At 54.4% G+C, this 14,451-nt stretch carries 11 protein-coding genes; 5 read left to right on the forward strand and 6 right to left on the reverse strand.

All coding sequences use genetic code 11. From position 1 onward, the window contains the following. Positions 1–132 precede the first annotated feature (132 nt). Positions 133–1,728 carry an ABC-F family ATPase gene (locus E1B03_RS09300; RefSeq protein WP_103768890.1) on the forward strand — a complete coding sequence of 532 codons (1,596 nt, stop codon included), beginning with the start codon at positions 133–135 and terminating at the stop codon, positions 1,726–1,728. A gap of 79 nt (positions 1,729–1,807) precedes the next feature. Here E1B03_RS09300 and E1B03_RS09305 read toward each other — a convergent pair whose 3' ends face one another. The 4 genes from E1B03_RS09305 to E1B03_RS09320 all read right to left on the reverse strand — a co-directional run bounded on the left by E1B03_RS09305 (position 1,808) and on the right by E1B03_RS09320 (position 7,598). Then, on the reverse strand, positions 1,808–3,070 hold the full coding sequence (locus tag E1B03_RS09305) for a DUF1479 domain-containing protein (protein WP_133086091.1): 1,263 nt from the start codon (positions 3,068–3,070) through the stop codon (positions 1,808–1,810). Between the two features lie 152 nt (positions 3,071–3,222). After that, positions 3,223–4,038 (reverse strand): Cof-type HAD-IIB family hydrolase, encoded by an 816-nt coding sequence (locus E1B03_RS09310; protein WP_103768892.1) that lies wholly within the window; start codon positions 4,036–4,038, stop codon positions 3,223–3,225. Positions 4,039–4,260: 222 nt separating this feature from the next. Beyond that, on the reverse strand, positions 4,261–6,693 hold the full coding sequence (locus E1B03_RS09315) for a glycyl radical protein (RefSeq protein ID WP_133086092.1): 2,433 nt from the start codon (positions 6,691–6,693) through the stop codon (positions 4,261–4,263). A 5-nt stretch (positions 6,694–6,698) separates the two neighbouring features. Further along, positions 6,699–7,598, reverse strand: a complete 900-nt coding sequence (locus E1B03_RS09320) for a glycyl-radical enzyme activating protein (RefSeq protein WP_103768894.1) — start codon at positions 7,596–7,598, stop codon at positions 6,699–6,701. A 132-nt stretch (positions 7,599–7,730) separates the two neighbouring features. Here E1B03_RS09320 and fsa point away from each other — a divergent pair, with 132 nt between their 5' ends. Continuing rightward, positions 7,731–8,393 carry a fructose-6-phosphate aldolase gene (fsa, locus tag E1B03_RS09325; RefSeq protein WP_133086093.1) on the forward strand — a complete coding sequence of 221 codons (663 nt, stop codon included), beginning with the start codon at positions 7,731–7,733 and terminating at the stop codon, positions 8,391–8,393. 86 nt (positions 8,394–8,479) lie between these two features. Here the strand turns inward: fsa and moeB are convergent, their stop codons facing one another. Next, the gene (gene moeB / locus E1B03_RS09330) at positions 8,480–9,229 is read right to left on the reverse strand and encodes a molybdopterin-synthase adenylyltransferase MoeB (protein ID WP_103768896.1); all 750 of its coding nucleotides are present in this window, start codon (positions 9,227–9,229) and stop codon (positions 8,480–8,482) included. Beyond that, positions 9,229–10,464 (reverse strand): molybdopterin molybdotransferase MoeA, encoded by a 1,236-nt coding sequence (moeA, locus tag E1B03_RS09335; protein ID WP_103768897.1) that lies wholly within the window; start codon positions 10,462–10,464, stop codon positions 9,229–9,231. Before moeA ends, moeB begins: the two co-directional genes overlap by 1 nt. Positions 10,465–10,639: 175 nt before the next feature. Between moeA and E1B03_RS09340 the strand changes: the two genes are divergently transcribed. From E1B03_RS09340 to gsiA, 3 genes are all read left to right on the forward strand, one after another. Beyond that, positions 10,640–11,428, forward strand: a complete 789-nt coding sequence (locus E1B03_RS09340; protein WP_133086094.1) for an aminoglycoside adenylyltransferase family protein — start codon at positions 10,640–10,642, stop codon at positions 11,426–11,428. Between the two features lie 189 nt (positions 11,429–11,617). Next, positions 11,618–12,583: a beta-aspartyl-peptidase gene (gene iaaA / locus E1B03_RS09345; protein ID WP_103768899.1), complete on the forward strand. Its 966-nt coding sequence runs from the start codon at positions 11,618–11,620 to the stop codon at positions 12,581–12,583. Beyond that, on the forward strand, positions 12,570–14,441 hold the full coding sequence (gene gsiA / locus E1B03_RS09350) for a glutathione ABC transporter ATP-binding protein GsiA (protein ID WP_103768900.1): 1,872 nt from the start codon (positions 12,570–12,572) through the stop codon (positions 14,439–14,441). Before iaaA ends, gsiA begins: the two co-directional genes overlap by 14 nt. Positions 14,442–14,451: the final 10 nt, after the last annotated feature.

Genomic DNA, 14,451 nt, shown 5'->3' on the forward strand with positions numbered 1-14,451 from the left:
GATGTGTACTAAATCACATTTTTTTCCTTTTACTCGCACTTTAGCCCTTCAGCATCAGGGGGCGATCTTATTGCAGACTTATGGCATAATAAGCGGTTTGTCACATATTTCTTTCTCTTTCAGGATACGCCAGTGTTAGTTTCCAGCAACGTCACCATGCAGTTCGGCAGTAAGCCGCTGTTTGAAAATATTTCCGTCAAATTTGGCGGCGGCAACCGTTACGGCCTGATTGGCGCGAACGGTAGCGGTAAATCTACTTTTATGAAAATTCTCGGCGGCGACCTCGAACCGACGCTGGGCAACGTTTCCCTCGATCCGAATGAGCGCATCGGTAAGCTGCGTCAGGATCAGTTCGCCTTTGAAGAGTTCACCGTGCTTGACACCGTGATCATGGGTCACGGCGAACTGTGGGAAGTGAAGCAGGAGCGCGATCGCATCTACGCCCTGGCTGAGATGAGCGAAGAAGATGGCTACAAAGTTGCTGACCTCGAAGTTCAGTATGGCGAAATGGACGGTTACTCTGCGGAAGCGCGTGCGGGTGAACTGCTGCTGGGCGTCGGTATTCCGGTAGAACAGCATTACGGCCCGATGAGCGAAGTCGCGCCGGGCTGGAAGCTGCGTGTACTTCTGGCACAGGCGCTGTTCTCTAACCCGGACATCCTGCTGCTCGACGAACCAACGAACAACCTGGATATCGACACCATCCGCTGGCTGGAGCAGACGCTGAACGAGCGTGACAGCACCATGATCATCATTTCGCACGACCGTCACTTCCTGAACATGGTCTGCACGCATATGGCGGATCTGGACTACGGCGAACTGCGCGTTTATCCGGGTAACTACGACGAATATATGACGGCGGCAACCCAGGCGCGTGAACGTCTGCTGGCCGATAACGCCAAGAAGAAAGCACAGATTGCCGATCTGCAATCCTTCGTCAGCCGCTTTAGCGCCAACGCGTCTAAATCTCGACAGGCGACTTCTCGTGCGCGTCAGATTGATAAGATCAAGCTCGACGAAGTGAAAGCGTCCAGCCGTCAGAACCCGTTCATCCGCTTCGAACAGGATAAGAAACTGTTCCGTAACGCGCTGGAAGTGGAAGCGTTGGCGAAAGGTTTTGATGAAGGCCCGCTGTTTAAAAACTTCAACCTGCTGCTGGAAGTGGGGGAGAAGGTTGCCATCATTGGTGCCAACGGCGTGGGTAAATCCACCATGCTGAAAACGTTGGTCGGCGATTTACAGCCGGACAACGGTACCGTTAAGTGGTCTGAAAACGCCCAGGTCGGTTACTACGCGCAGGATCATGAATACGAATTCGAAAACGATCTAACCGTATTCGAATGGATGAGCCAGTGGAAACAAGAAGGCGATGATGAGCAGGTTGTGCGCAGCTTCCTTGGCCGTCTGCTGTTCAGCCAGGACGATATCAAGAAACCTGCAAAAGTGCTCTCCGGTGGTGAAAAAGGACGCATGTTGTTCGGTAAGCTGATGATGCAGAAACCGAATATCCTGGTTATGGATGAACCAACCAACCACCTGGATATGGAATCTATCGAGTCGCTGAACATGGCGCTGGAAATGTACCAGGGCACGCTGATCTTCGTTTCTCACGACCGTGAGTTCGTCAGCTCGCTGGCAACCCGTGTGATTGAAATTACGCCGGAGCGTGTGATCGACTTCACCGGTAACTACGAAGATTACCTGCGTAGTAAAGGTATTGACGGCTAATTTCCCGTTCTCTTTCGTGTTACAGGTGTGATGGCTGCGCCTGTAACACGAGATACTTAGGGAAAAGGGGATATAAAGATTAAGTCATCCCCAGCGCGCGTTTACCGTGGATATTCAAATCCTCCAGCGTGAAGCGTCCTTCCCAGTTAGTTTCATAATCCTCACGCGGGAAATCACCCGGCGACGCGCCTTTTTCCAGTGCAGCCTTCACTTTGTGGGCATAAGCCAGATTCTTTTCACACATCGGTGCGGCAGGGATGTACATCACATTGCCCCAGCCCTGCTGATTTTCTACCGGGGCGACGGAGTGAATAACGTCACAATGCCACCAGACGGAGTCTCCAGCGTCAAGTTGCGGAATGCTGGTTAACGCTTCAATCAGCAGCGGATGCCATTGTGCGGAAATCGGCAAGACTCTGCCGGGCGCGACGCCGCAAAGTTCATCTTCCGGCACATCGTCAAGCAAGGGGCGTAACAGCACATACGCCATCGCTTCAGGGATAGGGACTACGTGCAACAATCCCTGACCCGGCAGCATATCGGACAGTGCAGTCCAGCCCTGGAAGGTACGGAAGACTGAACATTTGGTGGTGTTATCCACCGTGTACTCTTCTACCTCGGTGCGATGTGCCGCCTGCCATGGATCGTAATCTTCCAGATTACCGTTGAAAACATTAGCAAAGACCTGTTGATATGCCGGAAGAAGCCAGCGTTCCAGCGCACCGGAATCGGTGTGTGCGCCCAGCCCTTTGGACGTCGTTCCCGGCGGGCGACGACGAATGCGGTCAGGATAGATGACGCTGACATCCGGGTTAAACCATTGTTTCCCTTCGCTTGTAAACGTCCAGAGACGATTAAGGAACGACTGTGCATTGGCCATTTCTTCACTCTGACGGGCCTGCATCTGCGCCTGGGACCAGTAGATGGGGTAGATTTCAGGCCGCGATGCGCTCAGGGTGCCGAAGAAATTATCGCCCGGTCCTTTGTAAACGTCGTCAAAATGGTTGCGGTCCAGATAATCCAGCATTGAACGATCCCAACCCAGGGCCTGTTCACGAGGGAAATGGCCTTTAATCACCGCGCATCCACGACGCTTAATTTCTTCACGCTGCTCTGCACTCACGCGACCCGCTTTGATATCCGCATAGGACAACACTGGCCAAACCGGCGCACCTTGCGCTTTGAAGGCGTTGATTTCCGCCACGCGATTGGCAATGGCATCGCTCAACTGATTGAAAATCAACTGAACATCTCCAAGCTGTTCACGCAGTTGCTGTTTCATCTGTCGGATTGTCGCTTTGTGATCGACGGGCAACGTGTCGCTGGTAAAGGTAAAAGCCATAACCACCTCGCATTAACTTTCATTCGAAACTAAATTAACTTACAGGTGATAATATAAGTTAAAATTTAGTTAACGCAAGTTTAAAACTTGATGGAGTGAACAAAATAGAAAAAGAGTGAAAACCGGGATAAGGGATACCCCGGTTGGCAGGATTAGACGTTAAAAGGCGAAGAGTTATCCAGCGCCGCCTGAATCACGTTCAGCGCGCCCTGATGGTTATTGTCGTCGGTCTGATAGCGGGCAATCGCTTTGATACTCTCTGCCGCGTTGGCCATAGCGAAAGAGTAGTGCGCCATTTTCAACATTTCCGCATCGTTGCCGCTATCGCCAATGGCGACCACGTTTTGCGGTGACAGGTTCCAGCGCTTTAGCAGCCGGCTGATTCCGTTGGCTTTATGTAAACCTGGAATGATCAGGTCGATAAACCCAAAGCCGCTGGTAACGGGCTTCATAATGCCGTCAAGGGCAGAATGAAGGTGATCGATAACTAAAGGGATCTGTTGGTCCGGTAAGTTCAGCGAGAATTTGAAAAGCACATCGTCGATGTCCTGATAATCCTTCACGGGTTTCAGGCGATGGTAGTGTTTTGACATCAACGCGACAAAGGACTCTGGGGCATTTTCGCTAACGTAAGCGCTTTGCAGGCCGCAAGCTACAAAGTTGAGCTGTTTATCTTTTAGCAGTTCGCCAATGACAATTCGGGATTCGTGGCGGGTCAGCTCGCCGTGAAACAGCTGTTTGCCATGTTCAAAGACCAATGCCCCGTTCTCGGCGACAAAAGAGATCTCATCTTTGAGCTCCGGGAAAAAGGAGATCAACTGGTAATATTGGTTGCCGCTGGCCACGACAAATTCAATATCTCGTTTTTTCAGTTCCTGATACTGCGCCATAAAACGTGTACGATCGTATTGCTTGGCGTCGTCGAGAAAAGTTCCGTCCATATCGGTGACGATAACTTTGATGGTCATATATGCTCCTGGCTTATAACTGCAACCAGAAACATTCTAATAACAATGTGACCTGTAGCACAAATTTAATTTCGAATGAAAGTAAAAAGCCGGGTGGTAGCTTCGCCTTACCCGGCTAAGGGGAGAGCCGTTGTAGGCCGGATAAGCGTCAGCGCATCCGGCAATGGGGAGGGTAGCGTGCCGGATGGCGGCGTGAACGCCTTCTCCGGCCGACAATATTGCTTACAGCATATGTTCAGTACGCGCGATGATATCGTCCTGCGCATCCGGAGACAGCGCGGTGAAGAAGGCGGAATAACCTGCTACACGGACCACCAGGTCACGGTACTGATCCGGGTGTTTTTTGGCTTCCAGCAGCGTTTCACGCGAGACAATGTTGTACTGAATATGCCAGCCTTTGTGTTCTTCAAAGAAGGTACGCAGCAGGATCATCAGCTTTTGCTTATCCGATTCATTCTCCAGCGTGGCTGGGTTCAGCTTCTGGTTTAACAACACGCCACCGAGGATTGAACCGGTCGGTAGTTTACCCACCGAGCCAATTACCGCCGTAGGGCCAAGATGGTCCGTCCCGGATGCCGGGCTTGCGCCTTCCGCCAGCGGGGTGTGCGCCTTACGACCATCCGGCGTTGCCATTGTTGCGGCGCCAAACGGGACGTTTGCGGAGATAGACGAGGTCCCGGCGTAGTAATTGCCGCCAACCGGACCACGACCGTAACGTGGATTATGATACTGTTTCAGTTCATCGATATAAGTCTGATAAGCGCGGGCCAGCAGCGTATCAACGGAATCGTCATCGTTGCCGTACTTCGGCGCGCCGTTGATTAGTCGTTGGCGTAATTGCTCGTGAGTCAGACCGTCAAAATCATCAGCCAGTGCCGCAGCCAATTGCTGCTGGCCGATAACGCCTTGATCGAAGACCAGTTTCTTCACTGCCGCCAGGCTATTGCCGAGGTTGGCGATACCCACCTGCAAACCAGATACCCAGTCATACTTCGCGCCGCCTTGCTTAATGCTTTTCGCGCGCTCAATGCAGTCGTCTACCAGCGCGGAGCACAGAATATCGTGTACGTTCTCTTCCAGCATGGTGTCGACGACATACTCGATTTCGATAGATTTACGTGTGTAGTAGCGAATCTGTGTATCCCAGGCATCCATTACTTCGTCGAAATTGTTGAAGTTACCGGCCGAGAACGCTTTTTCCTGTGGCAGGAATACTTTGCCGCTGGTGGCATCACGACCACCTTCCAGCGCCGCCAGCATCACGCGGGCAAAGTTAATAAAGCTCATGCCGGTGCAGCGATAGCCCCATTTGCCGCCAACGGCGGTTTCGATGCAACCAATGGCCGCATAGTCGTAGGCGTCCTGCGGTTCAATGCCAAGCTTAATGAATTCCGGGATGACGATTTCGTCGTTGTTAAAAGCTGGCATTCCGAAGCCGCAGCGGATCACCTGCACGCAGGCATCCAGGAAGTCATTACTCATCCCTGCGTGATAACGCACGCTCAGGTTGGGCTGCGTAGAACGCAGACGGCCGCAGGATTCCAGGATCGCATAGGAGAGCGGGTTGACGGCATCCATCGCCTGACAGTTAACCAGGTTTTGACCACCAATGGTTACGTTCTGGTACAGCGGGCTGCCCGCTGATGCTTTCGAATGGGAGCCGGAACGGATTTTGTTCACTTCCAGCAGTTTCAGCCAGCAGCTGTGCAGCAGCTCAATGGCGTGCTCGCGATCGAGGCTCTGGTTTAGTTCTACGTCACGACGATAGAACGGATAGAGGTACTGATCCATGCGACCAAACGACACCGAGTGACCGTTAGATTCAATTTGCAGGATCAACTGAATGAAATAGCACAGTTGCAGCGCCTGCCAGAACGTTTTTGGCGGCTCATGGGCGATCACATCGCAGTTTTCCGCCATGGCCAGCAGTTCATCACGACGGCTGGCGCGAGTTTCTGTGGACGCCATTTTACGTGCCAGCGTGGCAAAGCGCTCAATGTGCAGACTGACGGCCTCCAGCACGATATCAATCGCCTTCAGGAACTGATCGCCATGGAGGTCTTCCAGACAAGTCAGATTGATGCGGGAGCGACGTTCATCGACTTTATGGCGCAGGCCGTCGAGACCTTTTTCCAGCAGCAGCGGGAAGTTTACCGCCAGGTGGGCGTCGCCGGAGGTCATGTTGCCTTCGGCTTTGATAATGCCGGTTTCCAGCAGTCCCTTCTGCTCGTCGGTGAACATCCCGTAGCAGCGATCTTGCACGGTCTGACCACGCCACCACGGACACACCTCGTGCAATACGCGTTTATTCTCCTCACTTACCGCAAAGCCTGCGCCCGGCCTATCGGCGAGGTCATCGATCTCTTTTTCAATCCAGGAGACGGTGTATTCCGGGAAGATAGGCGCGGCACGTACTTCGCTCGCCTGGTTACCAATAATCAACTCGTCATGCTTGATCCAGATGGTACGTTCCGCCAGATGATGGGCCAGCGCCAGCGCGCGGCGTACCGGGATGGGTTTATCCAGATGCTGCTGGTACATCTCGGTATAGTGCTGGGCGCGCTCGGTACAAACCGGCGGCTTCACGATGTGGATCAGGGCCGTTTTATGCGCTTTGATACGGTCGCTGAGTGTGTCCAGTTTCAGAATGGTCATGGCGATTATCCTCGTAGGGTCGCGGTTAAACCTTTAAGGCTGGCGTACTGCTGGGCAAATTCGAGCAGCGCAGGCGCATCAAGCGGTTTATCCGGTGCGTTGTAGGGTTGACTGAGTAAGTGGTATTTGTTGATGCCCAGGGTGTGGTAGGGCAAAAAATGGATCTCACCGACGTGAAGCTCGTCGGCAGCAAAATCGGTAATGGCCTGAATAGCGGCTTCGTCAGCGTTGAATCCCTGAATCAGCGGTACGCGGATGATCATTTTTTTACCAGCGGCGGCCAGTTTTTTTAGATTTTCCAGTACGCGAGAGGCACGCCCATCGGTCCACTGTTTAAACGGAGCGTCGGCCACATGTTTTAAATCGGCCAGGAACAGATCGACGTTTGGTAATGATGGTTCAATATACTTCCACGGAACGTGCAGACACGTTTCTACCGCCGTATGAATACCGGCATCGTGGCTGGCTTTGAGCAATGCTGCCGCCAGCTCTGGCTGCATGAACGGTTCGCCGCCGGACAAGGTGAGGCCCCCTCCGCTGCGGTCGTAAAACGGTTTGTCACGCAAAACGGTTGCCATGATTTCATCCACGCTTTTTATCTCTCCGCAGACGGTCAGTGCCTGCGTTGGACAGCAGTGGGTCAGCGCGGTAAGCGCGTCATCGGTCAGTTTTTCGCGATGAATCAACAATCCGCTCAGCGCCCGTTCAATCACCTCCGGTGCCGCCTGAGCACAGAGATCGCAACCCTCGAGGCACAAACGTGCGTCATAGAGCAGGTCCTGCGTGCGGGCGCGGCTTTCCGGGTTTTGGCACCACCGGCAGCCCAGGGAGCATCCCTTAAGGAACACCACGGTACGGATCCCGGGACCATCATGTGTGGAATAGCGCTGGATATTGAAAATCATAAGCGGCCTCATTTCTTTCGTATAAAGATTAAATTACTTTCGAATGAAAGTTATATTGACGTGCGTCAACTAACCGTGAGGTTTCGCCGTGCTACCTTTTATTCATGCTAATTATTCGTTTGAGGAAAGGTTATGGAACTCTATTTAGATACGTCTGACGTTGCCGCGGTAAAAGCGCTGGCGCGCGTTTTTCCGCTGGCAGGGGTGACCACGAACCCAAGTATTGTAGCCGCAGGTAAGCAGACGCTGGACGTGTTACTGCCGCAATTGCAGGAAGCGATGGGAGGGCAAGGACGTCTGTTTGCTCAGGTAATGGCGACAACCGCCGAAGGAATGGTCAGCGATGCGCGTAAACTGCGGGCAATCATCGCGGATATCGTAGTTAAGGTGCCGGTTACGGCCGAAGGTCTGACGGCCATTAAATTGCTGAAAGAAGAGGGGATCCCAACACTGGGTACCGCGGTATACGGTGCCGCTCAAGGGCTATTAGCTGCGCTGGCGGGGGCGGAATACGTAGCACCCTACGTTAACCGCGTGGATGCGCAGGGAGGGGACGGCATTCAGACTGTGACCGACCTGCAGACCTTACTGAAAATGCATGCCCCGCACGCCAAAGTACTGGCAGCCAGTTTCAAAACGCCGCGCCAGGCTCTGGACTGCCTGCTGGCGGGCTGCGAGTCCATCACGCTACCGCTGGATGTCGCTCAGCAGATGATTAGCTCTCCGGCCGTTGATGCTGCCGTGGCGAAGTTCGAGCACGACTGGCAGAGTGCATTCGGTCGCACGTCGATCTGATGCTGTTGCTGGGTGGCGCTAACGCTTACCTGGCCTACGTTCGAGCCGTTGTAGGTCGGGTAAGGCGAAGCCGCCACCCGACTTTATTACCGACTACAAACCTCACACCCCGGGTTACGCATCAGCTTCATTTCGCGAAACTGGCAGGTCATGGCGTCGTACATGACGATTTTTCCAGACGCCGGTTTACCATAGTTTGCCAGCAGCTTAATGGCCTCCATCGCCTGTAACGAGCCAATCACGCCGATCAGCGGGGCCATCACTCCGGCCTCGACGCAGGTCAGGGCGTTTTCACCGAACAGACGACTCAGGCAGCGGTAGCATGGCTCTCCTTCCTGATACGTAAAGACGGTAATTTGTCCTTCCATGCGAATTGCCGCCCCAGAAACCAACGGAACCCTGGCGGCGAAGCATCCGGCATTCAACTGATTGCGGATGCTGACGTTATCCGTACAGTCCAGCACCAAATCGTGCTCGGCGATCAGCGCGTGAATCTGGTTTTCTTCCAGCAGCGCATTCACTGGCGTAATGGCGATGTAAGGGTTAATCCGCGCCAGTGCGTCGCGGGCGGAGAGCACTTTGGGCTGTCCAACGGTCGCATCGCTATGCAGCGTCTGGCGCTGGAGGTTCGACACGGAAACCGTGTCAAAGTCGAGCAGGGTTAAATGCCCGACGCCAGCGCCTGCAAGGTACTGGGTTGCTGCACATCCCAGTCCCCCCAGGCCAACGACCAGTACCCGCGCCTCCTTAAGCGCTTCCTGACCTTCGAAATCGAAGCCGCGCAGAATGATTTGCCGGTTATAGCGCATCATCTCCTGGTCGCTGAGTTCCGCCATTACAGGCCTCCAAACAGTGCGTTAAACGGCTCGACCTCAACCCATTCTCCGGCTTCGACGTTACCGCGATCGCGCTCCAGCACGATAAAGCAGTTGCCCAGGCTAAAGGAGCTAAAAATATGCGAGCCTTGATGTCCGGTAGTGGTGACTTCCAGTTCGCCTTCCGCGGTACGCTGTAATACACCGCGCTGAAAATCCAGACGGCCTGGCGTTTTCTTCAGGCGTGATGCGGTGCGCACGCGCTGGCGCGGAGGTAGCCCGCTGGCGGTGTTGCCGCTGAGTTTCGCCAGCAGCGGTTGTACCAGTTGATAAAAGGTGAGGGCTGCAGACACCGGGTTACCCGGCAGGCCGCAAAACCAGCTGTTGCTCAGTTTGCCAAAGGCGAACGGTTTGCCCGGTTTAATGGCCAGCTTCCAGAAGGCAATTTCTCCCAGCTCTTCCAGAATGGTTTTGGTGTAATCCGCTTCGCCTACGGAAACGCCGCCGGAGCTAATGACGACATCGGCCTGGCTGTCGGCTTCGATAAACGCGGCGCGTAGCGCGTTGGGATCGTCGCGAATAATCCCCAGGTTGATCACTTCGCAGCCCAACTGCTGCAGCATCAGATGAACGGCTAAACGATTGGTGTCATAAATCTGTCCGTCTTCCAACGGCTGACCCGGCAGCTGTAGTTCATCGCCTGTAGAGAACAGCGCCACGCGGACTTTGCGCACAACGGAGACATCGGCAATGCCGAGCGAAGCCAGCACGGGAAGCTCGGCGGTTGTCAGGCGCGTCCCGGTGGCAAACACCACCGCGCCGTTGGCAATATCTTCACCGCGCAGACGAATATTTTGTCCGTTGCGGACCTCGGCGGTAAAGCGAATGCCCTCTTCGGTTTGTTCCGTTTGCTCCTGCATCACCACCGCTTCACAACCGGCAGGCACCGGGGCACCGGTCATAATACGGATGCAGGTTCCCGCAGGCCACTCGCCATGGAAAGGCTGACCAGCAAAGGCTTTGCCTGCCACCGCAAGAGGTTGGTCAGACTGTAGATCGGCTAATCGCACCGCATAGCCATCCATTGCCGAGTTATCGAATCCCGGCACATCAATCGGCGAGACGACGTCGGTGGCCAGAATGCGGCCAAAGCATTGAACCAGCGGCAGCGTTTCAACAGCGGTAAGCGGGGTAATACGCGACAGCATCTGAGAGAGAGCCGTTTCAAGCGGCATCAGTCCGGCGGTAAATTCCATGAGAAGACTCCTGCGGGGTAAAATCGAATCCGCTCATTATGTCAGAAAATGGACGCGGACAGTATGCCACCTCAGGCTTAGGATCGGATCTGATAAGGGTTTTCTGCCAGAGGATAGCGCTACAGGAAAAATGCAGTATAGACTCACTGTTTCTACTTTTTTAGCTGGGGGCTAAATGACTCATACTATCCCGGACGCTATTCGACACCAGTTGGATGCCGCCAGTGCGCTCATCCGTCAGATTTTCGCGGGGGATCTCGTTGCCATCCATTTGTATGGGTCTGCTATTGAAGGCGGCCTAAAACCCCAAAGCGACATTGATTTATTGGTCATCCTGCGGGAACCCATGAATGCCCGGCAACGAAAAAAACTGATGCAGGATTTGCTGACTATTTCTGCGCCTCCCGGCACCTGCGAACGGTATCGTGCGCTGGAAGTGACCGTTGTTCTGCTCTCGCAGATTGTACCGTGGCGATTCCCTCCGGCGAGAGAGATGCAGTTTGGCGAATGGTTGCGTGATGATATCTGCGCTGGCGTGTATGAACCGGCGCAGGAGGATCCTGATCTTGCCATTCTGTTGACCCAGGCCCGGCGCGCCAGCGTTCCATTGTTCGGTGAACCCGCTGAGACATTATTCAACGTCATCCCTTTTAGCGATGTTGTGCAAACATTTCGGCATATCCTTGAGCTGTGGCAGAAACCGGCCGATTTAGAAGGGGACGAGCGGAATATCATCCTTGCTCTGGCACGTATCTGGTATAGCGTGGTTACGGGCAATATTGTTGCTAAGGACGAGGCTGCGTCCTGGCTTTTGCCGCAATTACCCGTTGAGTATGCTGACACGCTGCAAGCCGCACGTCTGGAATATCTCGGCTTAACCAAACATAACTGGGCCGCGTCTATGCCGTCCGTTGAACGATTTGTGTGTTATGCAAAAAAACAGATCTCCGACAGGTTTAAATAATTAATCAATAACGTTTAGGGATCTCTTTTGCGTTAAACACATCTGCATGACCTGATGGGGCGAGTTGTAAGGCGCGAGCCTTTACCTTTACATGACGTCTACATCTTTCTATATTCAAAAATCGAATCAATAAGTCACAGAAATTCTGATATTTATAACCCTGGAACCTGCCACCTGATGGACAAAAAAATGGGTAAAGCAGTCATTGCAATTCACGGCGGCGCAGGGGCTATCACCCGTTCGCAGCTGAGCCAGGAGCAAGAGTTGCGTTATATACAGGCGCTGTCGGATATCGTGGAAACCGGCCAGCGGATGCTTGAGGACGGTTGTAGCGCACTGGATGTGGTGACCGAAGCCGTGCGCTTGCTGGAAGAGTGTCCATTGTTTAATGCCGGAATTGGCGCGGTGTATACCCGTGATGAAACCCATGAACTGGATGCCTGCGTGATGGACGGTAATACGCTAAACGCGGGAGCCGTTGCTGGGGTCAGCCATCTGCGAAATCCGATTCTCGCGGCACGCCTGGTAATGGAACACAGCCCACACGTCATGATGATCGGTGAAGGGGCTGAAAACTTTGCCATTGCGCAGGGTATGGCGCGCGTTTCGGCGGATATTTTCTCGACGCCAGAACGTTACGCTCAACTGCTGGCGGCGCAAGCGGCGGGTGAAACGGTACTGGATCATAGCGCGAGTCCGCTGGATGAAAACACCAAAATGGGTACCGTAGGGGCGGTCGCGCTGGATATGTTTGGCAATCTGGCGGCGGCAACATCGACCGGCGGAATGACCAACAAATTACCGGGTCGGGTGGGGGACAGTCCGCTGGTCGGCGCAGGCTGTTACGCCAATAACGCAAATGTGGCAGTTTCCTGTACCGGAACCGGGGAAGTCTTTATTCGTGCGCTGGCGGCCTATGATATTGCAGCGTTGATGGACTACGGCGGCCTGAGTTTATCGGAAGCGTGTGAACGCGTAGTGATGGAAAAATTACCGGCGCTCGGCGGCAGCGGCGGTTTAATTGCTATCGATCACGAGGGCAACGTTGCCTTGCCGTTTAACAGTGAAGGCATGTACCGCGCCTGGGGATACGCAGGCGATACGCCAACCACCGGTATTTATCGGGAAAAAGGAGATACCGTTGCCACACAGTGATGAGCTTGACGCCAGCGACGTGCTGGCAGTCAACAATCTGAATATCGCCTTTGAACAAGAGCAGCAGCGTGTCAGTGCGGTGCGCAATCTGTCATTTCGCCTGAAGCGTGGCGAAACGCTGGCGATCGTGGGCGAATCCGGTTCAGGGAAGTCGGTCACGGCTTTGTCGCTGATGCGTCTGATTGAACAGGCCGGCGGCGAGGTGAGCTGCGATGAAATGCTGCTGCGACGCCGTAACCGACAGGTTATTGAGCTGGGTGAACAGAGCGCGTCGCAGATGCGTCACGTACGCGGCGCGGATATCGCCATGATCTTTCAGGAGCCGATGACATCGCTCAATCCGGTATTTACCGTGGGTGAGCAGATTGCCGAGTCAATCCGTTTGCATCAGGGTGCCAACCACGAAGAAGCGATGGTGGAAGCTAAACGGATGCTCGACCAGGTGCGTATCCCCGAGGCAAAGGCGATTTTATCGCGCTATCCGCACCAGCTCTCCGGCGGCATGCGTCAGCGGGTGATGATCGCCATGGCGCTGTCGTGTCGTCCCGCGGTTTTAATTGCCGATGAGCCGACCACCGCGCTGGATGTCACTATCCAGGCGCAGATCCTGCAACTGATAAAAGTGTTGCAGCAGGATATGTCGATGGGCGTGATTTTTATTACCCACGATATGGGCGTCGTGGCGGATATTGCCGACCGCGTGCTGGTGATGTATCAGGGGGAGGCGGTAGAAACCGGTAGCGTTGAGCAGATTTTTCATGCCCCCCAGCATCCCTATACCAAAGCGCTGTTGGCCGCTGTGCCGCAGCTTGGCGCGATGAGCGGACAAGAGTATCCGCGCCGTTTTCCGCTTATTTCATTACACGATCCCAGTCATGTAGAACCACAGACCGAGCAGGACACCGTGGTTGAAGGCGAGCCTATTCTGCAGGTACGTAATCTGGTGACGCGTTTCCCTTTGCGCAGCGGCATTCTTAATCGGGTGACCCGCGAGGTGCATGCGGTTGAAAACGTTAGCTTCGACCTGTGGCCCGGAGAGACGCTCTCGCTGGTGGGGGAGTCGGGCTGCGGGAAATCCACCACCGGGCGCGCGCTGCTGCGCCTGGTAGAGTCTCAGCGCGGAGAAATCATCTTCAACGGCCAGCGTATCGATACCCTGGCTGCCAGTAAGCTACAGCCGCTGCGTCGGGATATTCAATTTATCTTCCAGGACCCCTATGCTTCGCTCGATCCACGCCAGACTGTGGGATATTCCATTTTAGAGCCGCTGCGGGTGCATGGCTTACTGCAAGGCGATGCGGCGGCAAAACGGGTTGCCTGGCTGCTGGAGCGTGTAGGATTACTCCCAGAGCATGCCTGGCGCTATCCGCACGAGTTTTCCGGTGGTCAGCGTCAACGCATCTGTATTGCCAGGGCGCTGGCGCTCAATCCCAAGGTGATCATTGCCGATGAGTCCGTTTCGGCGCTGGATGTCTCGATTCGTGGGCAAATTATCAACCTGTTGCTCGACCTGCAGCGAGAAATGGGGATTGCATACCTGTTTATTTCCCACGATATGGCGGTGGTAGAGCGGATCAGTCATCGTGTGGCGGTCATGTACCTTGGGCAGATCGTCGAGATCGGTACCCGGCGTGCGGTGTTTGAAAATCCGCAGCATCCGTACACCCGCAAACTGATGGCGGCGGTCCCGGTCGCCGATCCATCGCATCACCGACCACAGCGCGTGCTGTTGTCGGATGATATCCCCAGCAATATCCGCAAACGTGGCGAAGAGGTTTCCCCGGTTTCACTACAGTTAGTTGGACCGGGGCATTATGTTGCGCGTGGGCAACCAGAAAATGCGCTTTCGCGTTTATAACAGGCAGGCA

The organism is Citrobacter arsenatis (assembly GCF_004353845.1).
GTDB lineage: Bacteria > Pseudomonadota > Gammaproteobacteria > Enterobacterales > Enterobacteriaceae > Citrobacter > Citrobacter arsenatis.

Excerpts from the sequence above, each read along its gene's own strand:
- iaaA (WP_103768899.1), top strand. The coding sequence starts at position 11,618 with ATGGGTAAAGCAGTCATTGCAATTCACGGCGGCGCAGGGGCTATCACC.
- fsa (WP_133086093.1), top strand. The coding sequence starts at position 7,731 with ATGGAACTCTATTTAGATACGTCTGACGTTGCCGCGGTAAAAGCGCTG.
- moeB (WP_103768896.1), bottom strand. The coding sequence starts at position 9,229 with ATGGCGGAACTCAGCGACCAGGAGATGATGCGCTATAACCGGCAAATC.
- E1B03_RS09305 (WP_133086091.1), bottom strand. The coding sequence starts at position 3,070 with ATGGCTTTTACCTTTACCAGCGACACGTTGCCCGTCGATCACAAAGCG.
- moeA (WP_103768897.1), bottom strand. The coding sequence starts at position 10,464 with ATGGAATTTACCGCCGGACTGATGCCGCTTGAAACGGCTCTCTCTCAG.
- E1B03_RS09310 (WP_103768892.1), bottom strand. The coding sequence starts at position 4,038 with ATGACCATCAAAGTTATCGTCACCGATATGGACGGAACTTTTCTCGAC.
- E1B03_RS09320 (WP_103768894.1), bottom strand. The coding sequence starts at position 7,598 with ATGATTTTCAATATCCAGCGCTATTCCACACATGATGGTCCCGGGATC.
- E1B03_RS09315 (WP_133086092.1), bottom strand. The coding sequence starts at position 6,693 with ATGACCATTCTGAAACTGGACACACTCAGCGACCGTATCAAAGCGCAT.
- E1B03_RS09340 (WP_133086094.1), top strand. The coding sequence starts at position 10,640 with ATGACTCATACTATCCCGGACGCTATTCGACACCAGTTGGATGCCGCC.